The following is a 23,056-nucleotide window of genomic DNA, read 5'->3' as shown; positions in this document are numbered from 1 at the left end:
GGCGGCCGGCAACAACTTCATGATCGACCGGCCAGCCCTGCGGGTCACTGGGCGGCTCGCAGGGCGGCGTGGAGGTCCTGGAGGGGGCGCACGCGCATGTCGCCGCGGATCCTCGCCTCGATGCCCATGACCGCGGCGGCGGCGCCGGGGACGGTGGTGACGCAGGGGATGTCGGCCGTGACCGCGGCGCTGCGGATCTCGTACCCGTCAGAGCGGGCGCTCGCGCCGGAGCCCTGCGGGGTGTTCACCACCAGCGCCACGTCGCCGCCGAGGATCAGCGACACCGCGTCCTCGCCCGCACCCGACTCGTAGTGCTTGCGGATCTGCTCGCAGGCGATGCCGTGCCGGCGCAGCACCTCGGCGGTGCCGGTGGTGGCGACGATCTCGAAGCCGAGGTCCGCCAGCCGCTTGATCGGGAAGATCATGCCGCGCTTGTCCCGGTTCGCCACCGAGACGAAGATCTTCCCGGCGGTCGGCAGCGACCCGTACGCCGCCGCCTGCGACTTGGCGAAGGCCTGGCCGAAGCCGGTGTCGATGCCCATCACCTCGCCGGTGGACTTCATCTCGGGGCCGAGCAACACGTCGATGCCCTTGCCGGCCGGGGTGCGGAAGCGTTTGAACGGCAGCACCGCCTCCTTGACCGCGATCGGGGCGTCGGCCGGCATGGTGCCGCCGTCACCGGTACGCGGCAGCATCCCCTCGGCGCGCAGCTCGGCGATGGTGGCGCCGAGCGCGATCCGGGCCGCCGCCTTGGCCAGCGGCACGGCGGTGGCCTTGGAGACGAACGGGACCGTCCGGGACGCCCGCGGGTTCGCCTCCAGCACGTACAGCACGTCGTCCTTGAGGGCGTACTGGACGTTGAGCAGGCCGCGCACGCCGATCCCGCGGGCGATCTCCTCGCTGTAGCGGCGCACCTGGGCCAGGTGGGAGCCGGCCAGGGTGATCGGCGGCAGCGCACAGGAGGAGTCGCCGGAGTGGATGCCGGCCTCCTCGATGTGCTCCATCACGCCGCCGAGGTAGACCTCGCCGTCGACGTCGCAGAGCGCGTCCACGTCGATCTCGATGGCGTCGTCGAGGAAGCGGTCCACCAGCACCGGCCGGTCGGGCGCGATGTCGGTGGCCCGGCCGATGTACTCGCGCAGGGTGGCGTCGTCGTAGACGATCTCCATGCCCCGCCCGCCGAGCACGTACGAGGGGCGCACCAGCACCGGGTAGCCGATCTCCTCGGCGATCGTCTTCGCCTCGTCGAAGGAGGTGGCCATGCCGTGCGCCGGGGCGCGCAGCCCGGCCCGGGCCAGCACCGCGCCGAACGCGCCGCGCTCCTCGGCCAGGTGAATCGACTCCGGCGAGGTGCCGACCACCGGTACGCCGGCGTTCTTGAGCCGCTGGGCCAGGCCGAGCGGGGTCTGCCCGCCGAGCTGCACGATCACCCCGACCACGCCCGGCCCGCCGGCCGCCTTGCCGGAGGAGTCCTCGGCGTGCCAGACCTCCAGCACATCCTCGAAGGTCAGCGGCTCGAAGTAGAGCCGGTCGGCGGTGTCGTAGTCGGTGGAGACGGTCTCCGGGTTGCAGTTGACCATGACGGTCTCGTAGCCGGCGCCTTCGGTGCCGGAACCGGACGCCGGGGCTGCGCCGATGGGCGCGCTGCGCAGCGCCTGAACCGCGTGCACGCAGGAGTAGTCGAACTCGATGCCCTGCCCGATCCGGTTCGGCCCGGAGCCCAGGATGATCACCTTGGGCCGGTCCGAGGGCGCCACCTCGGTCTCCTGGTCGTACGTCGAGTAGTGGTAGGGCGTGGTCGCCTCGAACTCGGCGGCGCAGGTGTCCACCGTCTTGTAGACCGGGCGTACGTCCAGCCGGTGGCGCAGGGTGCGGACGCCGTCCTCGCCGGCCAGCTCGGGGCGGAGCGCGGCGAGCTGCCGGTCGGACAGGCCGGCCCGCTTGGCCCGGCGCAGCAGGTCGGCGTCGAGCACCGGGGCGTCGACGATCTCGGCGCGCAGCTCGACCAGCGCCGCGATCTGGTCCAGGAACCAGGGATCCATCCCGCCGGACGCCTCGGCGACCTCGGCGATCGAGGCGCCGAGCCGCAGCGCCCGCTCGACGGTGTAGAGCCGGCCGTCGTGCGGCATACGCAGCGCGGTGAGGGTGTTCTCCTTCGTCGCCCCGCGCGGATCCGGCACACTCCAGAACCCCGCCGCCTTCGTCTCCATCGAGCGCATCGCCTTGTTCAGCGCCTCGGTGAAGTTGCGGCCGAGGCTCATCGCCTCGCCGACCGACTTCATGGTGGTGGTCAACTCCGGGTCGGCGCCGGGGAACTTCTCGAACGCGAACCGGGGGATCTTCACCACCACGTAGTCCAGGGTCGGCTCGAACGCCGCCGGGGTCTTCAGGGTGATGTCGTTGGGGATCTCGTCCAGGGTGTAGCCGATGGCCAGCTTCGCGGCGATCTTGGCGATCGGGAAGCCGGTGGCCTTCGACGCCAGTGCCGAGGAGCGGGACACCCGCGGGTTCATCTCGATCACGACGATCCGGCCGTCGGCCGGGTTCACGGCGAACTGGATGTTGCAGCCGCCGGTGTCCACCCCGACCTCGCGCAGCACCGCGATGCCGAGGTCGCGCAGCCGCTGGTACTCCCGGTCGGTCAGGGTCATGGCCGGGGCGACGGTGACGCTGTCGCCGGTGTGCACGCCCATCGGGTCGACGTTCTCGATCGAGCAGACCACCACCACGTTGTCGTGGCGGTCGCGCATGAGTTCGAGCTCGTACTCCTTCCAGCCGAGCACGCTCTCCTCGATGAGCACCTCGTGCACGGGGCTGGCGGCCAGGCCGGCGCCGGCGATCCGCGTCAGGTCCTCGTCGGTGTGGGCCATGCCGGAGCCGAGGCCGCCCATGGTGAACGACGGGCGGATCACCACCGGCAGGCCCAGCTCGCCGACGGTGGCGCGGACCTCGTCCATGGAGTGGCAGACCCGCGAACGCGGCACCAGCGAGGACGGTTCCTCGACGCCGATCCGGGCGCCGGCCTTGGCCACGATGTCCTTGAACAGCTGCCGGTCCTCGCCGCGCCGGATCGCGTCGATGTTGGCACCGATCAGCTCGACGCCGTACTTCTCCAGCACGCCGGCCTCGTGCAGGGCGACCGCGGTGTTCAGCGCCGTCTGCCCACCCAGGGTGGGCAGCAGCGCGTCGGGGCGCTCCTTGGCGATGACCAGCTCGACGAACTCCGGGGTGATCGGCTCGACGTACGTGGCGTCGGCGAACTCGGGGTCGGTCATGATCGTCGCCGGGTTGGAGTTGACCAGGCTGACCCGGATCCCCTCGCTGCGCAGCACCCGGCAGGCCTGGGTGCCGGAGTAGTCGAACTCGCAGGCCTGCCCGATCACGATCGGCCCGGAGCCGATCACCAGGACGTGCTTGAGGTCGGTCCGCTTAGGCATTGTTTCCGCCTTCGATGAGCTCGGCGAAGCGGTCGAAGAGGTAGTCCGCGTCGTGCGGGCCGGCCGCCGCCTCCGGGTGGTACTGGACGGTGAAGGCGGGCACGTCCTTGGCCCGCAGCCCCTCGACCACGTTGTCATTGAGGCAGACGTGTGACACCTGGACGCCGCCGAACGCGGTGTCGATCACCTGGTCGGGCACCACTGCACCGTGCGCCGCGCCCGGGATCTCCACGGCGAAGCCGTGGTTGTGGCTGGTCACCTCGACCTTGCCGGTGGCCCGGTCGAGCACGGGCTGGTTGATGCCGCGGTGGCCGTAGCCGAGCTTGTAGGTGCCGAAGCCGAGCGCCCGGCCGAGGATCTGGCTGCCGAAGCAGATGCCGAAGAGCGGGATCCGCCGGGTGAGCACCTCCCGGGCCAGCGCGACCGGGCCGTCGGCGGTGGCCGGGTCGCCCGGGCCGGGCGAGAAGAAGACGGCGTCGGCGCCGGTGGCCAGCAGGTCCTCGATGCTGGCGGTGGCGGGCAGCACGTGGGTGGTCACCCCGCGCGCCGCCAGCCGGCGGGGCACGTTGCGCTTGATGCCCAGGTCGAGCGCGGCCACGGTGAACCGGTGCTCGCCCTGCGCGTGCACCACGTACGGCTCGGCGGTGGTCACCTCGGCGGAGAGGGCCGCGCCGACCATCTGCGGCGACCGGCGTACCCGGTCGAGGAGGGCGGCCGGGTCGTCGTCGACGCTGGAGATGCCGACCCGCATCGCGCCGCGCTCACGCAAGTGGCGGGTGAGCGCCCGGGTGTCCACGCCGCTGATCCCGACCACGCCCTCGGCGGCGAGCCGGTCCTCCAGGCCGCCGGTGGCCCGCCAGTTGGAGCCGATCCGGGCCGGGTCGCGGACCACGTACCCGGCGACCCAGATCCGGGACGACTCGTCGTCCTCGCTGTTGACGCCGGTGTTGCCGATGTGCGGCGCGGTCTGCACCACCACCTGCCGGTGGTACGAGGGATCGGTGAGGGTCTCCTGGTAGCCGGTCATGCCGGTGTTGAAGACCGCCTCGCCGAAGGTCTCCCCGACGCTGCCGTACGCCTCGCCGTGGAATGCGCGCCCGTCCTCGAGGACGAGGATCGCTGAACGCCTACGACTCATGCTGCGTTCCCTTCGATCCGGACTGCGGGACTCCGCTTCGCTACGTTCCTCGCTCGGATCACTTGACTGCCTTTCCGTCCAGGACCGTCGGCTCGCCGCGCAGGAAGGTCGCCACGATGCGACCTGGCAGCGTCATGCGGGCGTACGGGGTGTTGCGACTGCGACTGGCCAGCTCCGCCGGCTCGATGAGGCGGCGGGCGGCCGGGTCGACCAGGGTCAGGTTGGCCGGCACGCCGGGGGCGGGGTCGACGCCGTGGCCGTCCAGCCCGGCGATCCGGGCCGGGGCGCGGGACATCCGCTCGGCGATCAGGTCCCACTGCGGGCCGAGCACGTCCAGCGCGACGGACAACGCCGTCTCCAGGCCGAGCATGCCCGGCCGGGCGTACGCCCACTCGCACTCCTTGTCCTCGACGGCGTGCGGGGCGTGGTCGGTGGCGATGATGTCGATCACGCCCTCCGCGAGGGCGGCCCGGAGCGCGGCGACGTCACCCGCGGTACGCAGCGGCGGGTTGACCTTGAAGACTGGGTCGTAGGGGCCCGCTGGTCTCCAGTTGTTCGCGGGTGCGGGGCTCGCAAGCTCACTCCTCCCGCTCACGACCTCGTCGGTGAGCAGCAGGTGATGCGGGGTGACCTCGGCGGTCACCTTCACCCCGCGCGCCTTGGCGTGCCGCAGCACCGCCACGCTGCCCGCCGTGGAGACGTGGCAGATGTGCAGCCGGCTGCCGACGTGCTCGGCCAGCAGCACGTCCCGGGCGATGATCGCCTCCTCGGCGACCGCCGGCCAGCCGGTCAGCCCGAGCCGGGTGGATACCTCGCCCTCGTGCATCTGGGCGCCCTCGGTGAGCCGGGGCTCCTCGGCGTGCTGGGCGATCACCCCGTCGAACGCCTTGACGTACTCCAGGGCCCGGCGCATCAGCATCGGGTCGGCGACGCAGTGCCCGTCGTCGGAGAAGATCCGCACCCGGGCCGCCGAGTCGGCCATCGCGCCCAGCTCGGCCAGGCGCTCGCCGGCCAGGCCGACGGTGACCGCGCCGATCGGCTGCACGTCGACCAGCCCGGCCTCCCGGCCGAGCCGCCAGACCTGCTCCACCACGCCCGCGGTATCGGCGACCGGCGAGGTGTTGGCCATCGCGCAGACCGCGGTGTAGCCGCCGAGCGCCGCCGCCCGGGAGCCGGACTCGACGGTCTCGGCGTCCTCCCGGCCGGGCTCGCGCAGGTGGGTGTGCAGGTCGACCAGGCCGGGCAGGGCGACCAGGCCGGTGGCGTCGAGCACCGTGGCGTCCGGCGCGGTCAGTCCCGCGCCGGTCTCCGCCACGACGCCGTCGCGGATCAGCAGGTCGGTCGGCGCGGCGCCGACCACACTCACGTTCCTGATCAGGTACGCGGTCACCGGTTGTTCCCTCCGAGCAGCAGGTAGAGGACGGCCATCCGCACGGAGACCCCGTTGGCGACCTGTTCGACGATGGTGGAGCGGGGCGAGTCGGCGACCTCGGGCGTGATCTCCATGCCCCGGTTCATCGGGCCGGGGTGCATGACGATCGCGTGCTCGGGCAGCCGGCGCAGGCGCGGCCCGTCCAGCCCGTAGCGGCGGGCGTACTCGCGGGCCGAGGGGAAGTAGGAGTCGTTCATCCGCTCCCGCTGCACCCGCAGCATCATCACCACGTCCACACCGGGTAGAACGGCGTCGAGGTCGTACGAGACATCGGTGCCCGGCGCCAGCGCCGCGGCTGCGCCGCCCTCGCGGGGGCCGCCCAGCGAGAGGTTCGGCGTCGCGGCGCCCGCCCTGGCGGCCCAGTCCACCGGGATGAGGGTGGGCGGGCCGACCAGGGTGACCTTGGCGCCGAGGGTGGAGAGCAGCAGCACGTTGGACCGGGCCACCCGGGAGTGCAGCACGTCGCCGACGATCGCCACGTGCAGGCCGGCGAGCCGGCCCAGCCGGGAGCGCATCGTGTACGCGTCGAGCAGCGCCTGGGTGGGGTGTTCGTGGGTGCCGTCGCCGGCGTTGACCACCGACCCGTCCACCCAGTTGGCCAACCGGTGCGGGGCGCCGGACGCGGGGTGCCGGACGACCACCGCGTCGGCCCCCATGGCCTGCAGGGTGAGGGCGGTGTCCTTCAGGCTCTCGCCCTTGGTGACGCTGGAACCCTTCGCCGAAAAGTTGATCACATCGGCGCTGAGCCGCTTGGCGGCCGCCTCGAACGAGATCCGGGTCCGGGTGGAGTCCTCGTAGAAGAGGTTCACCACGGTCCGGCCGCGCAGCGCGGGCAGCTTCTTGACCTCGCGCCCGGCGACGGTGGCCATCTCGGCGGCGGTGTCCAGGATCTGGGTGGCGGTGGCCGCGTCCAGGTCGGCCCCGGAGAGCAGGTGCCTGATCATGAGGGCGTACCCCCGTAGAGCTTGACCTCGTCGGCGCCGTCGGTCTCGGCGAGGGTGACCTTGACGCTCTCGGCGAGCGCGGTCGGGATGTTCTTGCCGACGTAGTCGGCGCGGATCGGTAGTTGCCGGTGGCCGCGGTCGACCAGGACGGCGAGCTGCACGGAGGCCGGCCGGCCGACGTCGCTGAGCGCGTCGAGGGCGGCCCGCACGGTACGGCCGGAGAAGAGCACATCGTCGACGAGGATCACCCGCCTGCCGTCGATCCCGCCGTTGGGCAGCTCGGTCGGGCCAACCGCACGGGTGGCCTGCCGGCGCAGGTCGTCGCGGTAGAGGGTGATGTCGAGCACCCCGACCGGGACGGTCACGTCCTCGAAGGTGCTGATCCGGGCGGCGAGCCGCCGGGCGAGGGGCACGCCCCGGGTGGGAATGCCGAGCAGGACTGTGTCGGCGGCGCCCTGGGTCTTCTCCAGGATCTGGTGGGCGATGCGGTCGACCACCCGCGACACATCCGGTGCGGCGAGGATCACCTTCACCGAGGGTTGTCGCGGCAGCGACGACTGGGCAGCCGGTGGGCAGGCCACGGCGGACCTCCTTCCCCGCCTCACGGGACGGGTCGTTAAAGGATGTCTGAATTTCCGGGCGGGCCGCGCGGGGCCCGGACCGGGCTTCACGCCACGTTACCAGTGGTCACCGGGCCGACCGTCGCCGGCACTGACCCCCAGGTCAGGATGGCAGAAATGCGGATAACCCCTCTCGGGCTTCCAACGGTAAGGTCACGAGCACTTGACCAGGTGTCGCAATCCCCGTACCGTCACGCTCCGTAGCGATAGCTGGGTGAACCCCGAGCAGCACTGGGAGTGTCCGAATGCCCTCTGAATACGCCAAGTCGCTGGGCGCCCGCCTGCGCTCCATCCGCCAGCAGCAGGGCCTGTCCCTGCAGGGTGTGGAGGAGAAGTCGAACGGGCGGTGGAAGGCCGTCGTGGTCGGCTCGTACGAGCGTGGCGACCGCGCCGTCACCGTGTCCCGCCTGGCGGAACTGGCCGAGTTCTACCGCGTTCCCGTCGCGGAGCTGCTGCCCGACGGCAGCGGGGTGCGGCACGAGCCCACCAGCAAGATCGTCCTGGACCTGGAGCGGCTCTACGACGACGCCTCCGAGGACCTCGCCTATGTCGCCCGGTACGCCCGCGCCATCCAGCAGCAGCGCGGCGACTACAACGGCCGGGTGCTCTCCATCCGCGCCGACGACCTGCGCGCACTCGCGATCGTCTACGACGCCTCGCCGTCGGGCCTGATCGAGCGGCTCACCGAGCACGGTGTGCTGGTCGCCGACCCGCGCGCGTTCTTCGCGAACTGATCACCGCCTCGACGGAAAGGGCCCGTGCCATCGGCACGGGCCCTTTCCGTCGTCGGTGTGACCCGACTGATGCCGCTCAGCGGGTGGCGTACTCGGCGATCCGGCCGAGGATGCCGTTGAGGAAGCGGGGCGAGTCGTCGGTCGACATCTGCCGGCCCAGCTCGACGGCCTCGCTGATCGCCACCGCGTCGTCGATCTCGTCGACGTAGAGCAACTCGTAGACGGCGATCCGGGCCAGGTTGCGGTCGACCGTCGGCATCCGGTCCAGCGTCCAGCCCTCGGCGTAGCTGGCAATCAGCTCGTCGATCCGGTCGAGGTGCGCCGCGACCCCCTCGACCAGGCTCACCGCGTAGCCGAGGTGCTCCGGGCGGGGCTTCTCGATCCGCTCGAGGTAGCCGGCCAGCACCTCCACCGGCGGCCGGTCCCGCAGATCGGCCTCGAAGAGCACGTCCAGCGCCCGCTTGCGCGCCTTGCGGCGCGCCGGCATCTGCTGCTTGGAACCCTCGGCCATCAGGCGCGGCCGAGGTAACGGCCGTCGCGGGTGTCGACCTTGATCTTCTCGCCGGTGGTGATGAAGAGCGGCACCTGGACCGTCGCGCCGGTCTCGACGGTGGCCGGCTTGTTGCCGCCGGTCGACCGGTCGCCCTGCAGGCCCGGCTCGGTGTAGGTGATCTCGAGCACCACCGAGGTCGGCAGCTCGATGTAGAGCGGCACACCCTCGTGGGTGGCGACGGTCGCCTCGGCCTCGGGGAGGAGGTAGTTGGCGGCCTCGCCCACGGTGCCGCCGGGGACGGTGATCTGGTCGAACGTCTCCAGGTCCATGAAGACGTAGTCCTCGCCGTCGGCGTAGAGGTACTGCATGGTGCGCTTGTCCACGGTCGCGGTGTCGACCTTGGTGCCCGCGTTGAAGGTCTTGTCGACCACCTTGCCGGACAGCACGTTCTTCAGCGTGGTACGCACGAAGGCACCGCCCTTACCGGGCTTGACGTGCTGGAATTCGACGACGGACCAGAGCTCGCCGTCGAGGTTGAGTACCAGGCCATTCTTGAGGTCGTTGGTGGTGGCCATTTCCTGCCTTGATCATCAATTGGCGGACAGACCTAGGAATTCTACTAGCTAAGTCGAGCCGGGTTCGCCGCGCTGCGCCCGACCGATCCGTGCCCCGGGTCACGCACCGGCGGCAAGCCGGGTGGCGAGGTGACGCAGGGCCAGGTGGTAGCCGTCCACGCCGAGGCCACAGATCACTCCGGTGGCCACCGCCGAGACCACCGAGTGGTGCCGGAACTCCTCCCGGGCGTGGATGTTGGAGATGTGCACCTCGACCAGAGGGGCACGGAGCATCGCGCAGGCGTCCCGGACCGCGATGGAGTAGTGCGACCAGGCGGCCGGGTTGAGCACCACCGCCGCCCCCTCGTCCGCCGCCTCGTGCAGCCAGCCCAGCAACTCGTGCTCGGCGTCGGTCTGCCGGACCACCACGTCCAGCCCCAGTTCCCGGCCGGTGTCCATGCACATCGTCACCAGGTCGGCGTAGCTGGTCACCCCGTACACGTCGACCTGACGGGTGCCGAGCCGGCCCAGGTTCGGCCCGTTGAGCACGTAGACCCTCACGCGGACACCTCCCGGTAGGCGGAGAACAGCAGCTCGTCGGAGGGGCCCTCCAGGATCGTCGGGCGGGCCAGGCCGTCGAGCACCACGAAGCGCAGCCGGCTCCCCCGTGCCTTCTTGTCGACCCGCATGGTGGCGAGCAGGCGCTGCCAGGCGTCGGCCCGGTAGCTGGTGGGCAGGCCGAGCAGGGCCAGCACGGCGCGGTGCCGATCGGCGGTGGCCACGTCCAGCCGGCCGGCGAGCCGGGCCAGGGCGGCCGCGTAGACCAGGCCCACCGCGACGGCATGGCCGTGCCGCCAGCGGTAGCCCTCCACCTTCTCGATCGCGTGCGCCAGGGTGTGCCCGTAGTTGAGCACCTCGCGTACCCCGGACTCGCGCAGATCCCCGGAGACCACGTCCGCCTTGACCCGCACGGCCCGCTCGATCAGCTCGCGGGCCACCGGGCCGGTGGGGTCGAGCGCGGCGGCCGGGTCCCGCTCGACCAGGTCGAGGATCACCGGGTCGGCGATGAACCCGCACTTGACCACCTCGGCCAGCCCGGCGGCGAGATCGGCCGGCGGCAGGCTGTCCAGGGTGGCGAGGTCGGCCAGCACCCCCACCGGCGGGTGGAAGGCGCCGACCAGGTTCTTCCCGGCCGCGGTGTTGATCCCGGTCTTGCCGCCGACGGCGGCGTCGACCATGCCGAGCAGGGAGGTCGCCACCGGCACCCAGCGCACCCCGCGCAGCCAGCAGGCCGCGACGAAGCCGGCCAGGTCGGTGACCGCGCCGCCGCCCACGCCGACCACCGCGTCGGTACGGGTGAAGCCGGCCTCGCCGAGCCGGTCCCAGCAGGCGGCGGCCACGTCGACGTGCTTGCCGGCCTCGGCGTCCGGCACCTCGATCGGCAGCGGAGCCATCCCGGCCGCGCGCAGCCGCGCGCCGACCTCGTCGGCCAGTGCCTTCAGCGGGGCCGCGTGCAGCACCGCCACCCGGTCCGCGCCGGGCAGCAGTGGCGGCAGGGCAGCGAGCAGGTCACGCCCCACCAGTACGTCGTACGGCCGCTCGCCGCCGACCGGGATCCGGGTCACCTCGTCCATCGCGGGCAGCCTAGCCGAGCGGACGATCCCCGAGCGGCGAGTGCCCACAACGTGGCGGGACAGGCAGCTCGAAGATCAGGAACGGGGAGTTGAAGCCGGGCGACAAGTTGCCCTCCACGCGAGATCTGGCCGAGGCTTACGGCGGGCACTGACGTGCCGAGCGCCTTGAGCAGTGAGCTGTTTTCAACCTGAGCGGGTGGGAAGGACACCCACTCGATCGGCGGCGTGTTGATCGCCGAAGATAGATAAAGCTCCTGGTAGATGACGTGGTCGGCATGCCCTAAGCAGAATCGCTCGCTGCCCGATCTGTGATGCGGGCAGGCTGTTGAAATGAGAGCGAGCTTCAGCGGTGAGGTGGCGACCTACTACGCGAGGCACCGACGCGGTTACCCGCCCGAGGTGCTCGACGCCCTCGTCGAAGCGTTCGGCCTCGGCGCCGGAGACACGGTGGTTGACCTCGGCTGCGGCACCGGCCAGTTGAGCCTCCCACTCGCCGCCCGGGTCGGGGCCGTCATCGGCGTGGACCCGGAGCCGGACATGCTGGCCTTGGCTCGCCAGGCCGCCCTCGACGCTGCAAGAGCCAACGCCACGTGGCTGCTCGGCGCTGACAGCGACCTGCCCGCGCTGGGCCGGCTACTTGGCGACCGGACGATCGGCGCGCTGACCGTCGCTGTCGCTATCCACTTCATGGACCGCGACGCGCTGTTCAGGGCCGTCCGGCCGCTGCTGCGTCCAGGCGGCGGCGTCGCCGTGGTCACTAACGGCGCGCCGCTGTGGTTGCAGGACGCCGAGTGGTCCGGGGCACTGCGCGAGTGCCTGGAACGGCTGCTCGGGCACCCCGTCGCAGCGACGTGCCACACCGACGGGGCCGGCCGCCGACGCAACCAGGACGCCCTCGTTCACGCCGGCTACCGATACGCGGAGTCGTCGGTGCAGTACGACGCACCGCTCACCGTTGATGACATGGTTGGCGGCGTCTTCTCCGCCATGTCGGCCGACCAGCTGCCCTCCGCGCAGGGTCGGGCCGCGTTCACCGCCGAGGTCCACGACGCCCTCGGAGGACGCGACAAGGTCACCGAGCGGGTCCGCGTCTGGCTGCAGTTCGGCACACCCGATTGAGAGCCGCACCTCTCCCGACAACAGCCTTCCCACCTACACGCCTTGGTCGTTCCACTCGTACAAGAACCCCACCAATCAGGTTGGAAACAGCTCAGTAAGGTTCTCTCGCTCCCTTTGGACCTGATGCCACAAACGAATCAGGTCCAAAGGGCCCGACAGGCACAACATGCCCGACGGCGGTGGGTGCAAGGCAGTCCTGGTCGTGCAGCTGCGGCCGCACTACGAGCGGGTTTTGGCGTAGCCGAGGAACGCGCGCCAGGCGACGGGATCGAAGGTCAAGGCAGCCCCCTGCCGATCCTTGCTGTCCCGAACCAGCACCCGGCCCGGCAAGTTGTCCGCAACCTCAACGCAGTTGCCACCGCCATCGGCAGACCTGGTCGACGTCCGCCAGCGAGGGCCATCGGTGATGCTCATGTCGTCACCTTCAGCTTCGTGATCAAATCCTGCGAGGCCCGCTCGGATAGAGCTTCACCGAGCAGGCTATCCCATTTACGTCGAATCAGGCGCAACGCGTCCGGGTCGTCAACGACCTGGCCTCGGGCGGCGGTTTCCAGATACAGCACCTGCTCGTCACCGGGCAGGTCGGCCAGAATGAATCCGCTCGCAAGTCCGACATGCGCGCCGACATCGTTGGGGATGACATGGAGTCGGACGTGCGGCAGCCGAGCCATCTCCAGCAGGCGCCCAAGCTGCGCATCCAGCACGGCGGGCCCGCCGACCGGCCGACGCAGCGCACTCTCGTCCATGATGGCGATGAGTTCTGTCGGCTCGTTCCGGGTCAGCAACTCCTGCCGCTCCAACCGTACGCTGACCACTTCGTCCACCTGATCCGGCGGAATCAATCCACCAGCCGAGATGATCGCGCGGGCGTACTCCTCGGTCTGAAGCAGCCCCGGGATCAGACAGGGTTCGAAGGCGCGCAGCCGCACGGCTTGCAACTCGTAGGAGCGCCACGAAGCGAACCAGTTCGGCGAGCGTTCCCGGTCGGCCGCCTCCAGCAGTTCGGCCAGCAGGCCACCGGTCTCCAGCGCCTCGTCCGCGGCAGCCGCGAATTCCATGGTCGGCCTCCGCCGGCCGGTCTCGATCGCCGCGACGGTGGACGGACTCCACTTGACCAGGCTCGCCATCCGCTCCTGCGAGACGTCCGCACTCGCACGCGCGGCCTTCAGCGCCCGGATCCACATGTCGAAGTCCATCCACCCACCCACCCACCGATCGGTAAGTACAGGAATGCGCTTAGTAGTATGCCCTGGCACACTCCACTGTGGGTCGCGGGGTCAGTGCTTCAGGACCGCCAGGATCTCGGCGGCGATCTCCACCGGGGTACGCCCGTCGGTGACCACGGTCGCGGTGGCCACCTCCGCGTAGAGCGGGCGGCGCTGCTCCATCAGGTGCTTCAGGGTGGCCCGCGGATTGAGCGCCAGCAGCGGCCGGCCGGCGCCCAGGCCGACCCGCTTCACCGCGTCCGACAGCTCCACCGACAGGTGCACGACCGTGTGCCCGATCAACGCGGCCCGGTTCTCCTCGGCGAGGACCGCACCGCCGCCGAGGGCGAGCACCCCCGGGTGCGAGGCCAGCGCCGCCGCCACCGCCGCCCGTTCGAGGGTACGGAAGTGGGCCTCCCCCTCGTCGACGAAGATCTCCGGGATCGGCTTGCCGGCGAGCTGCTCGATGTCGGCGTCGGTGTCCCGGAACGTCACGCCGAGCGCGTCGGCCAGCGCCAGCCCCACCGTGGTCTTGCCGGAGCCGGGCGCCCCGACCAGCACGCAGACCGGCCGGCTGCTCATTTGATCACCAGGCTTTCGAGGTAGCCGGCCAGGTTGCGGCGCATCTCGGCGACCGAGTCGCCGCCGAACTTCTCCACCGCCGCCTCGGCCAGCACCAGGGCCACCATAGCCTCGGCGACCACCGCCGCCGCCGGCACAGCGCAGACATCGGAACGCTGGTTGATCGCGGTGGCCGGCTCCCCGGTGACGACGTCGACCGTGGACAGCGGCCGGTTCAGCGAGGAGATCGGCTTCATCGCCGCCTTCACCCGCAGCGGCTCGCCGGTGGTGATGCCGCCCTCCAGGCCCCCGGCCCGGTCGGTCACCCGGCGTACGCCGGTGGCGGTGGGCAGGATCTCGTCGTGCGCCTCGGACCCGCGGGACCGGGCCTGCTGCCAGCCGTCGCCGATCTCCACGCCCTTGATCGCCTGGATCGACATCAGCGCGGTGGCGAGCCGGGCGTCCAGCTTCCGGTCCCACTGCACATGGCTGCCCAGGCCCGGCGGCACCCCGTACGCGAGCACCTCGACCACGCCGCCGAGGGTGTCGGCAGCCTTCTTCGCGGCGTCGACCTCGGCGACCATCCGGGCACTGGCCTGCGGGTCGAGGCAGCGCAGCGGGTCGGCGTCGATCCGGGCGGCGTCCTCGGGGGCCGGGCGCAGGCCGTGCTTCACGGCGATCGGGCCGAGCTCCACCACGTGGGAGACGATCTCGATGCCGAGCGCCTGCTTCACCAGGGCCTTGGCCACCGTGCCCACGGCGACCCGGGCGGCCGTCTCCCGGGCGCTGGCCCGCTCCAGGATCGGGCGGGCGTCGGTGTGGCCGTACTTCTGCATGCCGGCCAGGTCGGCGTGGCCGGGGCGGGGGCGGGTGAGCGGGGCGTTGCGGGCCTGCCCGGCCAGTTCGTCCGGGTCGACCGGATCGGCGGCCATCACGGTGCGCCACTTGGGCCACTCCGAGTTGCCGACCCGGATCGCCACCGGACTGCCGATCGTCACGCCGTGCCGGAGCCCGCCGATGATCTCGATCTCGTCCTGCTCGAACGACATCCGCGCGCCCCGGCCATAGCCGAGCCGGCGCCGGGCCAGCTCGCCGGAGATCTCCCCGGTGGTCAGCTCGATGCCGGCGGGCACCCCCTCCAGCATCGCGACGAGGGCGGGTCCGTGCGATTCACCTGCAGTCAGCCAGCGCAACACAGCGGCAAGTCTGTCACGCCCGGTGGCCGCCCCGATGCGCCGCCCGCCACGTTCCGACGGGTGGACACGGCGACCCGGCGTCGGCCGACCCGGTCAGGTCCCCCAGCCGAAGGTCAGGCCCAGCCGGGCGGCGTCAGACGCGTGCCGCGGACAGCGCCGCGCGCATCGCGTCAACCGGCGCTGGCACGCCGGTGAACTGCGCGAACTGCCCCACCGCCTGGGCCAGCAGCAGGTCCAGGCCGGAGATCACCCGGCAGCCGGCGGCGAGCGCCGCCGCGGCGAGCGGGGTGGGCCACGGGTCGTAGACGACGTCGAAGAAGACCGACCCCGGCCGCCAGTCGAAGTTGTCGGCCAGCGGGTCGGCCACCCCCTTCGGCACGGTCGAGACCACGATGTCCGCGCGGGCGTGCGCCGGGGCCCCGTCCCAGTCGGCGCCGGCCAGTGGCACGCCGACCGCCCGGGCCACCGGGCGCAGTTCCTCGATCGCCTCGGGCCGGCGGGCCACCACGGTCACCTCGGCCGCGCCGATCCGGGCCGCCGCGGCGATCGCCGCCCGGGCGGTGCCGCCCGCCCCGAGCACGGTCACCACGGCGCCCGCCGAGCAGCCGGCGGCGGTGAGCACGTCGACCATGCCGGTGACGTCGGTGTTGTCGGCGTACCAGGAGCCGTCGGGTCGGCGTACCAGGGTGTTGGCGGCACCGACGGCCGCGGCGACCGGAGAGACCTCGTCGGCCACCGCGAGCGCCGCCTCCTTGCCCGGCATGGTCACCGACAGCCCGGCCCACTCCGGGCCCAGGCCCGCGACCAGGCCGGCCAGCTCGTCGGCCACGCACTCGATCCGGGTGTACGACCACCCGGTCAGCCCGGCCGCCGCGTACCCCGCCTCGTGGATGACCGGGGAGAGCGAGTGCGCGATCGGCTTGCCGACGACGGCGGCTTTCACTTGCAATTGCCACCGGTCAGGACGCCGTTGTCACACATCTGCTTATTCAGCTTATTGAATTCGGCATCGTTGGAGCCGTAGCCCATCGTGCCCTTCTTGTCCACCGTCATGAAGTAGATCCAGGGGCCGTCCGCCGGCTCCATCGCGCCCTTGAGCGCCTCCTCACCGGGGTTGCTGATCGGGGTGATCGGCAGGCCAGCCACGTCATGCGTGTTGTACGGGTTCTCCAGGTCGTGGATCTCCGACTGCTTGAGCACGTCGGAGTCCTTCGGGTCCTTGCCCTGCAGCCGCAGCCAGTAGTTGATGCCGCTGTCGATGCCGAGGCAGTTGCATTGGATCTTGTGGGCGTAGACCCGGTTGTAGATCACCCGGGAGACCTTCGGGAAATCCTTCGGGTCGACCGACTCGGCCTGCGCGATGGAGGCGGTGATCAACGCCTCGTACGGGGAGATCTTCCGCTCCTTCTGCACCCGGTCGACGAAGTTCGTCTCCTCGGCGACCGAGAGGAACTGCTGCACCATCATCGACAGGATCTGCTCGGCGGTGGCCTTCGGCGGGATCTCGTAGGTCGCCGGGTAGAGGAAGCCCTCGATACTCTTCTTCGGGTTCTTCTTGCCGTCGAGGCGGTTGAACCAGAACGCCGGCACGCCCAGCTTCACCGGGTCCTCCGCGGCCTTCTTGAAGTCGGCGACCGGGATCTTGGTTTCCTTGGAGAGGATGGCATAGATGTTCAGGCTGATCGTGCCCTCGGGGATGGTCACCCCGCTGACCACCCGGTTCTTCGGGTCGAGCAGCATGGTCACCGCGTCGGCGGCCTTCATCTGCTTGCGGAGCTTGTAGCTGCCGACCTGGATGTTCTTGCTGCGGGAGTTCGCCGCGGCGGCGTCGACGAACGCCTTGGAGCTCTTCACCACGCCGGCGTCGTAGAGCGTGTCCCCGATCTCGGCGAGCGTCTCCCCGCTCTTCACCTGGACCACCGCCTCGCCCGATCCAGGGCCGGCGTAGTCGGGGGTGACGAAGTAGCTACGGATCCGGTCGAATCCGACGTACGCCCCGCCGCCGATGCCGCCCAGCAGCACGAGCGTCATCAGGAGGGCGAAGACCGTCTTGCCCCGGCCGCCTCCGCCTTTGCGCTTGCGGACCGCGCCGCGTCGGTGCCGGCCCTTCTCCCCCATTTCCGGCTCGTCGAAGCCCAGATCAAGGTCGTCGATCATTGCGTCCGCCTCCGCTGTGCGTCCAGCCAGCTCTGCAGAATCTCCACTGCGGCAGCCTGGTCGACCACCGCCCGTTGGCGCTTTCCCCGGACGCCTCGTTCGGCCAGCCTACGGCTCGCGACCACGGTCGACATCCTCTCGTCCGTCAGCGTCACCGGAACCGGTCCCATTACATCAGCCAAACGGGCAGCGTACGCCGAGACGTTCACCGCCGCCGGGCCGTGCTTTCCGGCAAGGTTGACCGGCAGGCCGACCACGACCTCGACCGCCTCGTGCTCGGCGGCCAGCCGGACCAGCTCAGCCATGTCGCTGGGCACCGTATCCGGTGCGGCGGTCAGATCGCGAGCGAGGGTGACCAGCGGGGTGGCCAGGATGCCGTGCGGATCGGACCGGGCGACACCCACCCGGACCTGTCCGACATCGACCCCGAGCCGCACCCCACGGGGCGGTTCAGCCATCTACCGGACACCTTCCCGCCAGCACGGGCCAGGGCGGACCGGGTCGGTCCACCCTGGGCTCGATCGGTGCGACCATCACGCCTCGGCGATCGCCTTCTCGACGGTCTGCAGCAGGTTCGGCGCCTCCGCGGCGGGCAGACCACCGCCCTGGGCCAGCTCGTCGCTGCCGCCGCCCCGGCCGGAGAAGGCCACCTTCACCAGGTCCTTCGCGGTCAGGCCCCGGCCCCGGGCGGCCTGGTTGACCGCCACCACCAGGGACGCCTTGCCGTTCGCCCGAGCCGCCACGGCGACCACCGCCGGCCGGGCCGGGTCGATCCGGCCGCGGATCTCCTGGGCCAGCGTCCGCACGTCGTTGACGGCCGCGCCCTCCGGCGCCTCGGTGCCGACGTACGCGACGCCCCGCACGTCCTTCGCCTGCCCGGCGAGCGCCGCCGCCCCGCCCAGCACCAGCTGGGCGCGGAGCTTCTCCAGCTCCTTCTCCGCGTCGCGGAGCTGGGTGACGGTCTGCTCCACCCGGTCGGCGACCTGGTCGCCGGGCACCCGGAACAGCTCGGCGAGCCGGGAGACGAGCAGGTGCTCGCGGGCCAGGAAGCCGAACGCGTCCATGCCCACCAGGGCCTCGATCCGGCGGACACCGGAACCGACCGACGCCTCGGAGAGGATCTTGACCAGGCCGAGCTGGGCCGAACGAGCCACGTGGGTGCCGCCGCACAGCTCCCGGGCGTAGTCGCCCACCTCGACGACCCGCACCCGCTCGCCGTACTTCTCGCCGAACAGCGCCATCGCGCCGATCCGGCGGGCCTCCTCCTGGGAGGTGATGAAGGCGTGCACCTCCAGGTCGGCCAGGAGCACCTCGTTGACCTGCTGCTCCACGTCGTGCAGCACGCTCGGCGCCACGCCGGTCGGGGTGTTGAAGTCGAACCGCAGCCGGCCCGGCGCGTTCAGCGAACCCGCCTGGGTGGCCGACTCGCCGAGGAAGTTACGCATGGTCTGGTGCACCAGGTGGGTGGCGGTGTGCGAGCGGGAGATCGCCCGCCGACGGGACACGTCGATCTCGGCGTACCCGGTCTCCCCGGCGCGCACCTCACCCCGGACCACCCTGGCCCGGTGCACGATCAGCCCCGGCACCGGCTGCTGCACGTCGAAGACCTCGAGCTGGCCGCCGCCGACCGTGATCAGGCCCTGGTCGGGCTGCTGCCCACCACCCTCGGCATAGAACGGGGTGGTGTCGAGCACCAGCTCGACGGTGTCCCCCTCGACCGCGGCGGCCACCTCGGCGCCGCCGGCCAGCACGGCCCGAACCAGGGACTCCCGGTTCAGCTCGGTGTAGCCGGTGAACTCCACCGGACCGCCGCCGTCGAGCACCGACCGGTACGCCGACACGTCCGTGTGGCCGGTCTTGCGCGCCTGCGCGTCCGCCTTGGCCCGGCTCCGCTGGTCGGCCATCAGCCGGCGGAAGCCCTCCGCGTCGACCTGCAGGCCCTGCTCGGCCGCGATCTCCAGGGTCAGGTCGATCGGGAAGCCATACGTGTCGTGCAGCTGGAACGCCTTGTCGCCGGAGATCGACGCCTTACCGGCCGACTTGGTCTCCGCGATCGCGGTGTCCAGGATCGTGGTGCCGGCGCGCAGCGTGGCGAGGAAGGCGTCCTCCTCCGCGTACGCGTACTGGGAGATCCGGCCGAACTCCTCGGCCACCTCCGGGTACGACGGGGCCATGCAGTCCCGGGCCACCGGCAGCAGCTCGGGCAGCGCCCGGTCCTGGTAGCCGAGGAGGCGGACCGCCCGGATGGCCCGGCGCATGATCCGGCGCAGCACGTAGCCGCGGCCCTCGTTGGACGGGGTCACCCCGTCGCCGATCAACATCAGCGCGGTACGCACGTGGTCGGCGATCACCCGCAGCCGGACGTCGTCCGGGTGCGACTCGCTGGCCGCGTGGCCGGAGTGCGCGCCGTACCGCTTGCCGGTCAGCTCGGCGGCCCTGTCCAGGATCGGCCGGACCTCGTCGATCTCGTAGAGGTTGTCGACGCCCTGGAGTATGGAGGACATCCGCTCCAGGCCCATGCCGGTGTCGATGTTCTTCGCCGGCAGGTCCCCGAGGATCGGGAAGTCCTCCTTGCCCACGCCCGGGCCGCGCTCGAACTGCATGAAGACGAGGTTCCAGAACTCCAGGTAGCGATCCTCGTCCACCTCCGGGCCGCCCTCCCGCCCGTAGGCGGGGCCCCGGTCGTAGTAGAGCTCGGAGCAGGGGCCGCACGGGCCGGGGATGCCCATCGACCAGAAGTTGTCCGCCTTGCCGCGCCGCACGATCCGCTCGACCGGCACGCCGGTCCGCCGCCAGATCTCGTACGCCTCGTCGTCGTCGAGGTAGACCGTCGCCCAGATCCGCTCCGGGTCGAGCCCGAAGCCGCCCTGGTCGACCGGCTTGGTGGCCAGTTCCCAGGCCAGCGGGATCGCCCGCTCCTTGAAGTAGTCGCCGAAGGAGAAGTTGCCGTTCATCTGGAAGAACGTGCCGTGCCGGCTGGTCTTGCCGACCTCGTCGATGTCCGGGGTGCGGATGCACTTCTGGACGCTGACCGCGCGGGGGTACGGCGGGGTCTGCTGGCCCAGAAAGTAGGGGACGAACTGCACCATGCCGGCGTTGACGAACAGCAGGTTCGGGTCGCTGATGGCGGGCAGCGGAGCGGACGGCACCACGGCATGGCCGTTCGCCTCGAAGTGGGCGAGGTACCGCCGCTTGATCTCCGCCGTCTTCATCGCTGGTGTTCCTCCGGGAAAATCTCTCGGTCGCCGATCCGCGGGTCCTCCCGCAGCTCGGCGAACTGGTCGTCGTACAACTCCCCGCGGGCGAACGCCTCGTGGATCTCCTGCTCGCGCTCGGCCATCCCGATCCGGACGTCCTCGACGAAGCCACGGACCGACTCGACGAGGCTGCCCGCGGACTCGGACAATCCGCTGGCGATGCCGGACGGCGTGTACGCCTGCGCGGTGCGGGTGACCTTGCGGACCACCAGCACACCCACGGCCAGGCCGATGCCCAGCCAGAACACGCGCTTCATGTCACACCTTCCCGCTCGGCCGGATCACCGGTTGGCCCGCTTCTCGGCGCGGCGCCGCTGCTTGATGATGTCGTGGGCCTCCCGCTCCTCCTCCGCGTGCCGGCGGGCGGCCGCGGCCCGGCGTACGCCGTAGCCGAAGGCGGCCACCTTGACCAGCGGGTTCGCGGCGGCGGCGGAGACCACCGCGGCGAGGTTGGCCACGTTGGCGGTGACGTTCTGCGCGTGGTTGGTCATGGTGTCCACCTTGGCGAGCTGGAGGTTGACCCCGTCGAGGGAGGTCTGCACCTGCTCCAGGGCGGTGTTGACGTTCTTCACCGTGGCGTTGACGTCCGTGAGCAGCGGGGTGGTGCGGTCGTTGAGGTCGTTGATCATCCGGGTCGTCGCGTCCACGGTGTGCCGCAGCCGCAGGATCGGCACCGCCAGCACGAGCACCAGCATCAGGAACGCGCCGGCCAGGATCAGCCAAGCGATCTCTCCACCACTCATGCCCGTGTCCTCCTCAAGCAGTGTCCCGAGGCCCCACGCCCCGGAATGCGCGGCCGTCGCACCCGCTCGGCCCCACACCGGCCCACCGCAGCCGGCGGGCACGGACGGGTCCGCCCGCCCCAGACCCTACCGTCCGTGATGGAGCGCTGCTCACGACGGTGAGGGTGTCAATTCGCCGAGCGGATCGTCGGAGAGGGTCGGGAAGGGATCCTCACCCGTGAGGGACGGGTCAGTGGTCGGCTGTGGCCCGGTCCGCTCGTCGTCGATCGCGTTGCGGACCTTCACCGACACCAACGACCCGGTGCACTTCTCCGCTGCGGGCGAGGGGGCCGGCGTGGGTGCCGGTCCCCCGTCGACCGGCGGCGGCGTGCAGGCGGGTTCGCGTACCCAGAGGTCGAGGGTGAGTTCGTCCCGCCGCCAGCAGGTGTAGATGCCCTCGGCCGGCTGCCCCGGGATCTGCTCCGGGCAACGGTTGACCTTCCAGCGCTGCCAGCCGTCCCTGGCCAGGGCCTGCTCGTACGCCTGCGCGGTCTCCTTCGGCGCCCGCTGCGACTCGACGGTCCGCTCCCTCAGCCGGCATTCCTGCAGGCACCAGCGGTTACCGCTGACATGGTCGACGGTCTTCGCCGCCGCCCAGGCGGGCACCTCCAGCCCGTCGAGGGTGTCGAAGACCGGGTCGTGGCTGAGCGTGCGCAGCCCGAAGTAGAGCGGGACCGCGCCGAGCAGCACCAGGCTGACCAGGGTGAGGATGCCCAACCGCAGCCGCCGCCGCTCGCGCATCTGCCGGCGCAACTCGGAGCGGGCGCCGCGCAGGCCACCGGCGGTGCCGCCGGCCGGCGTCGGCTCCGCCTCGGGCCGCCGCGGCGCCGGTCCGGCCCCGTCGGCCGGTCCGGGTCGTGGCCCGGCCGGTTCCGCCGGGGGTACGACCGCGGCGGCGCGGGCCACCGCCGAACCGCCGGGCCGCCCCGGCGGGGGTACGGCGGCGGCGCCAATCGGTCCCGGCCGGGCCGCCTCTGCCCCGGGCGGGACCGCCCGGCCGGCCGGCCGCTCGTCGGGGCTCCCGGGACGGGCCACGGAGGCAGCCGCCCTGGTCACCGCCGCGCCGCCGCCCGCCCCGGTACGCGCCGCGGGCTCGCCGGCCTGCGGGGCACGCCCATCTTCCCCACCCGGCTCGGGGACGGGACCACCCGGGCCGGGTCGGGCGGCACCACGGGCCGGGCCGGCACCGCGCGCGTCCGCGGTGCGGGAGCCGCCGGTCCGGTCGGCGTCACCACCGGTGGGGAAGCCGCCGGTGCGTTCGGGATCGCCACCGGGCCCGCGAACGCTGGCCCGTCCGCCGCTGGTGGGCGGGCCGCCGGTCCGGCCGAGGTCCCCGGCCGTCGGCAGGCCGCCGGTGGAATCGACGCCCGCCCCGGCCGATCGGCCAACCGCCCGTCCGGCGGCCTCGGTGCCGGCGGGGTGGCCGGACGGGCCGGCCGGACGCACGGCACCCCGGGCGGGGCCGGGCTGGTCGGGCTTCACCGGTGGCACGGCGGCGCCGGCCCGTCCGGTCGGGGCGCGGTCGGGCGCGACGCCCGGCCGGCCGCCCGTCGGCTCGCCGGCCGGGGAGCCGGTGGGGCGGACCACCGGCATGGCCGGGTCGGTGTGGTGGGCACGCCCGGCCTGCCGGAGCCAGTCGGCCGAGCGCTCGGGACGCTGGGATCGCGTGTCGTCGGTGGCCTCGCGAGCCGCGCGGCGCGGGCCGGGGGTCTGCGGCACCTCGCCGGTGGGCGGTCGTAGGCCCGGCACCTCCGGCGCGGCCCGGCGGCGACCAGCCGCAGTCGGAGCATCAT

At 71.8% G+C, this 23,056-nt stretch carries 23 protein-coding genes; 3 read left to right on the top strand and 20 right to left on the bottom strand.

What is annotated here, in order from left to right:
- Positions 1 to 44: 44 nt before the first annotated feature.
- The 5 genes from carB to pyrR are packed head-to-tail and all read right to left on the bottom strand — an operon-like array spanning position 45 to position 7,532.
- Positions 45 to 3,437: a carbamoyl-phosphate synthase large subunit gene (carB, locus tag ACNAW0_RS24200; protein ID WP_416290274.1), complete on the bottom strand. Its 3,393-nt coding sequence runs from the start codon at positions 3,435 to 3,437 to the stop codon at positions 45 to 47.
- A complete protein-coding gene (carA, locus tag ACNAW0_RS24195; RefSeq protein ID WP_416290273.1) occupies positions 3,430 to 4,575 on the bottom strand; it encodes a glutamine-hydrolyzing carbamoyl-phosphate synthase small subunit in 1,146 nt (381 codons plus the stop codon). Before carA ends, carB begins: the two co-directional genes overlap by 8 nt.
- Positions 4,576 to 4,633: 58 nt before the next feature.
- A complete protein-coding gene (locus tag ACNAW0_RS24190) occupies positions 4,634 to 5,965 on the bottom strand; it encodes a dihydroorotase (RefSeq protein ID WP_416290272.1) in 1,332 nt (443 codons plus the stop codon).
- A complete protein-coding gene (locus ACNAW0_RS24185) occupies positions 5,962 to 6,951 on the bottom strand; it encodes an aspartate carbamoyltransferase catalytic subunit (protein WP_416290271.1) in 990 nt (329 codons plus the stop codon). Before ACNAW0_RS24185 ends, ACNAW0_RS24190 begins: the two co-directional genes overlap by 4 nt.
- Positions 6,948 to 7,532: a bifunctional pyr operon transcriptional regulator/uracil phosphoribosyltransferase PyrR gene (gene pyrR, locus ACNAW0_RS24180; RefSeq protein WP_416290270.1), complete on the bottom strand. Its 585-nt coding sequence runs from the start codon at positions 7,530 to 7,532 to the stop codon at positions 6,948 to 6,950. Before pyrR ends, ACNAW0_RS24185 begins: the two co-directional genes overlap by 4 nt.
- 284 nt (positions 7,533 to 7,816) lie before the next feature.
- On the opposite strand from pyrR, the gene ACNAW0_RS24175 reads away from it, so the two are divergent.
- Positions 7,817 to 8,305 carry a transcriptional regulator gene (locus ACNAW0_RS24175; RefSeq protein ID WP_416290269.1) on the top strand — a complete coding sequence of 163 codons (489 nt, stop codon included), beginning with the start codon at positions 7,817 to 7,819 and terminating at the stop codon, positions 8,303 to 8,305.
- A gap of 76 nt (positions 8,306 to 8,381) precedes the next feature.
- On the opposite strand, the gene nusB is transcribed toward ACNAW0_RS24175, so the two are convergent.
- From nusB to aroB, 4 genes are all read right to left on the bottom strand, one after another.
- Positions 8,382 to 8,792, bottom strand: a complete 411-nt coding sequence (nusB, locus tag ACNAW0_RS24170) for a transcription antitermination factor NusB (RefSeq protein ID WP_416290290.1) — start codon at positions 8,790 to 8,792, stop codon at positions 8,382 to 8,384.
- Between the two features lie 23 nt (positions 8,793 to 8,815).
- Entirely contained in the window at positions 8,816 to 9,373 is a 558-nt protein-coding gene (efp, locus tag ACNAW0_RS24165; RefSeq protein WP_416290268.1) for an elongation factor P, read from the bottom strand.
- A 99-nt stretch (positions 9,374 to 9,472) separates the two neighbouring features.
- Entirely contained in the window at positions 9,473 to 9,913 is a 441-nt protein-coding gene (aroQ, locus tag ACNAW0_RS24160; protein ID WP_416290267.1) for a type II 3-dehydroquinate dehydratase, read from the bottom strand.
- Positions 9,910 to 10,986, bottom strand: a complete 1,077-nt coding sequence (gene aroB, locus ACNAW0_RS24155; RefSeq protein ID WP_416290266.1) for a 3-dehydroquinate synthase — start codon at positions 10,984 to 10,986, stop codon at positions 9,910 to 9,912. The genes aroQ and aroB overlap by 4 nt, the downstream gene beginning before the upstream one ends.
- 74 nt (positions 10,987 to 11,060) lie before the next feature.
- Between aroB and ACNAW0_RS24150 the strand changes: the two genes are divergently transcribed.
- Complete coding sequence (locus tag ACNAW0_RS24150) at positions 11,061 to 11,138, top strand: hypothetical protein (RefSeq protein WP_416290289.1); 78 nt, start codon at positions 11,061 to 11,063, stop codon at positions 11,136 to 11,138.
- 178 nt (positions 11,139 to 11,316) lie between these two features.
- Positions 11,317 to 12,105, top strand: a complete 789-nt coding sequence (locus tag ACNAW0_RS24145) for a class I SAM-dependent methyltransferase (protein ID WP_416290265.1) — start codon at positions 11,317 to 11,319, stop codon at positions 12,103 to 12,105.
- 219 nt (positions 12,106 to 12,324) lie between these two features.
- Here ACNAW0_RS24145 and ACNAW0_RS24140 read toward each other — a convergent pair whose 3' ends face one another.
- From ACNAW0_RS24140 to ACNAW0_RS24090, 11 genes are all read right to left on the bottom strand, one after another.
- Positions 12,325 to 12,519 carry a DUF397 domain-containing protein gene (locus tag ACNAW0_RS24140; RefSeq protein WP_416290264.1) on the bottom strand — a complete coding sequence of 65 codons (195 nt, stop codon included), beginning with the start codon at positions 12,517 to 12,519 and terminating at the stop codon, positions 12,325 to 12,327.
- Positions 12,516 to 13,301 (bottom strand): helix-turn-helix domain-containing protein, encoded by a 786-nt coding sequence (locus ACNAW0_RS24135; RefSeq protein WP_416290263.1) that lies wholly within the window; start codon positions 13,299 to 13,301, stop codon positions 12,516 to 12,518. The genes ACNAW0_RS24140 and ACNAW0_RS24135 overlap by 4 nt, the downstream gene beginning before the upstream one ends.
- An 81-nt stretch (positions 13,302 to 13,382) precedes the next feature.
- The gene (locus ACNAW0_RS24130) at positions 13,383 to 13,892 is read right to left on the bottom strand and encodes a shikimate kinase (protein ID WP_416290261.1); all 510 of its coding nucleotides are present in this window, start codon (positions 13,890 to 13,892) and stop codon (positions 13,383 to 13,385) included.
- Positions 13,889 to 15,067 carry a chorismate synthase gene (gene aroC, locus ACNAW0_RS24125; protein WP_416290260.1) on the bottom strand — a complete coding sequence of 393 codons (1,179 nt, stop codon included), beginning with the start codon at positions 15,065 to 15,067 and terminating at the stop codon, positions 13,889 to 13,891. The genes ACNAW0_RS24130 and aroC overlap by 4 nt, the downstream gene beginning before the upstream one ends.
- Before the next feature lie 133 nt (positions 15,068 to 15,200).
- Complete coding sequence (locus tag ACNAW0_RS24120) at positions 15,201 to 16,010, bottom strand: shikimate dehydrogenase (protein WP_416290259.1); 810 nt, start codon at positions 16,008 to 16,010, stop codon at positions 15,201 to 15,203.
- Positions 16,007 to 17,224: an endolytic transglycosylase MltG gene (gene mltG / locus ACNAW0_RS24115; RefSeq protein WP_416290258.1), complete on the bottom strand. Its 1,218-nt coding sequence runs from the start codon at positions 17,222 to 17,224 to the stop codon at positions 16,007 to 16,009. Before mltG ends, ACNAW0_RS24120 begins: the two co-directional genes overlap by 4 nt.
- The gene (gene ruvX, locus ACNAW0_RS24110; RefSeq protein ID WP_416290257.1) at positions 17,221 to 17,682 is read right to left on the bottom strand and encodes a Holliday junction resolvase RuvX; all 462 of its coding nucleotides are present in this window, start codon (positions 17,680 to 17,682) and stop codon (positions 17,221 to 17,223) included. Before ruvX ends, mltG begins: the two co-directional genes overlap by 4 nt.
- A gap of 75 nt (positions 17,683 to 17,757) precedes the next feature.
- Entirely contained in the window at positions 17,758 to 20,436 is a 2,679-nt protein-coding gene (alaS, locus tag ACNAW0_RS24105) for an alanine--tRNA ligase (RefSeq protein ID WP_416290256.1), read from the bottom strand.
- A complete protein-coding gene (locus ACNAW0_RS24100; RefSeq protein WP_416290255.1) occupies positions 20,433 to 20,738 on the bottom strand; it encodes a hypothetical protein in 306 nt (101 codons plus the stop codon). The genes alaS and ACNAW0_RS24100 overlap by 4 nt, the downstream gene beginning before the upstream one ends.
- A gap of 24 nt (positions 20,739 to 20,762) precedes the next feature.
- Positions 20,763 to 21,224: a DUF948 domain-containing protein gene (locus ACNAW0_RS24095; RefSeq protein ID WP_416290254.1), complete on the bottom strand. Its 462-nt coding sequence runs from the start codon at positions 21,222 to 21,224 to the stop codon at positions 20,763 to 20,765.
- A gap of 150 nt (positions 21,225 to 21,374) precedes the next feature.
- Positions 21,375 to 22,004: a hypothetical protein gene (locus ACNAW0_RS24090; RefSeq protein ID WP_416290288.1), complete on the bottom strand. Its 630-nt coding sequence runs from the start codon at positions 22,002 to 22,004 to the stop codon at positions 21,375 to 21,377.
- Positions 22,005 to 23,056 lie beyond the last annotated feature (1,052 nt).

Source organism: Micromonospora sp. SL1-18, from assembly GCF_047921505.1.
In the GTDB taxonomy this organism is placed as follows: Bacteria; Actinomycetota; Actinomycetes; order Mycobacteriales; family Micromonosporaceae; genus Micromonospora.
Note: the sequence above shows the minus strand (reverse complement) of the source record. Positions and strands in the feature narration are given on the sequence as shown.

Excerpts from the sequence above, each read along its gene's own strand:
- carB (WP_416290274.1), bottom strand. The coding sequence starts at position 3,437 with ATGCCTAAGCGGACCGACCTCAAGCACGTCCTGGTGATCGGCTCCGGG.
- carA (WP_416290273.1), bottom strand. The coding sequence starts at position 4,575 with ATGAGTCGTAGGCGTTCAGCGATCCTCGTCCTCGAGGACGGGCGCGCA.
- ACNAW0_RS24185 (WP_416290271.1), bottom strand. The coding sequence starts at position 6,951 with ATGATCAGGCACCTGCTCTCCGGGGCCGACCTGGACGCGGCCACCGCC.
- ACNAW0_RS24175 (WP_416290269.1), top strand. The coding sequence starts at position 7,817 with ATGCCCTCTGAATACGCCAAGTCGCTGGGCGCCCGCCTGCGCTCCATC.
- nusB (WP_416290290.1), bottom strand. The coding sequence starts at position 8,792 with ATGCCGGCGCGCCGCAAGGCGCGCAAGCGGGCGCTGGACGTGCTCTTC.
- efp (WP_416290268.1), bottom strand. The coding sequence starts at position 9,373 with ATGGCCACCACCAACGACCTCAAGAATGGCCTGGTACTCAACCTCGAC.
- aroB (WP_416290266.1), bottom strand. The coding sequence starts at position 10,986 with ATGGACGAGGTGACCCGGATCCCGGTCGGCGGCGAGCGGCCGTACGAC.
- ACNAW0_RS24145 (WP_416290265.1), top strand. The coding sequence starts at position 11,317 with ATGAGAGCGAGCTTCAGCGGTGAGGTGGCGACCTACTACGCGAGGCAC.
- ACNAW0_RS24140 (WP_416290264.1), bottom strand. The coding sequence starts at position 12,519 with ATGAGCATCACCGATGGCCCTCGCTGGCGGACGTCGACCAGGTCTGCC.
- ACNAW0_RS24135 (WP_416290263.1), bottom strand. The coding sequence starts at position 13,301 with ATGGACTTCGACATGTGGATCCGGGCGCTGAAGGCCGCGCGTGCGAGT.
- ACNAW0_RS24130 (WP_416290261.1), bottom strand. The coding sequence starts at position 13,892 with ATGAGCAGCCGGCCGGTCTGCGTGCTGGTCGGGGCGCCCGGCTCCGGC.
- mltG (WP_416290258.1), bottom strand. The coding sequence starts at position 17,224 with ATGATCGACGACCTTGATCTGGGCTTCGACGAGCCGGAAATGGGGGAG.
- ruvX (WP_416290257.1), bottom strand. The coding sequence starts at position 17,682 with ATGGCTGAACCGCCCCGTGGGGTGCGGCTCGGGGTCGATGTCGGACAG.
- alaS (WP_416290256.1), bottom strand. The coding sequence starts at position 20,436 with ATGAAGACGGCGGAGATCAAGCGGCGGTACCTCGCCCACTTCGAGGCG.
- ACNAW0_RS24100 (WP_416290255.1), bottom strand. The coding sequence starts at position 20,738 with ATGAAGCGCGTGTTCTGGCTGGGCATCGGCCTGGCCGTGGGTGTGCTG.
- ACNAW0_RS24095 (WP_416290254.1), bottom strand. The coding sequence starts at position 21,224 with ATGAGTGGTGGAGAGATCGCTTGGCTGATCCTGGCCGGCGCGTTCCTG.
- ACNAW0_RS24090 (WP_416290288.1), bottom strand. The coding sequence starts at position 22,004 with ATGCGCGAGCGGCGGCGGCTGCGGTTGGGCATCCTCACCCTGGTCAGC.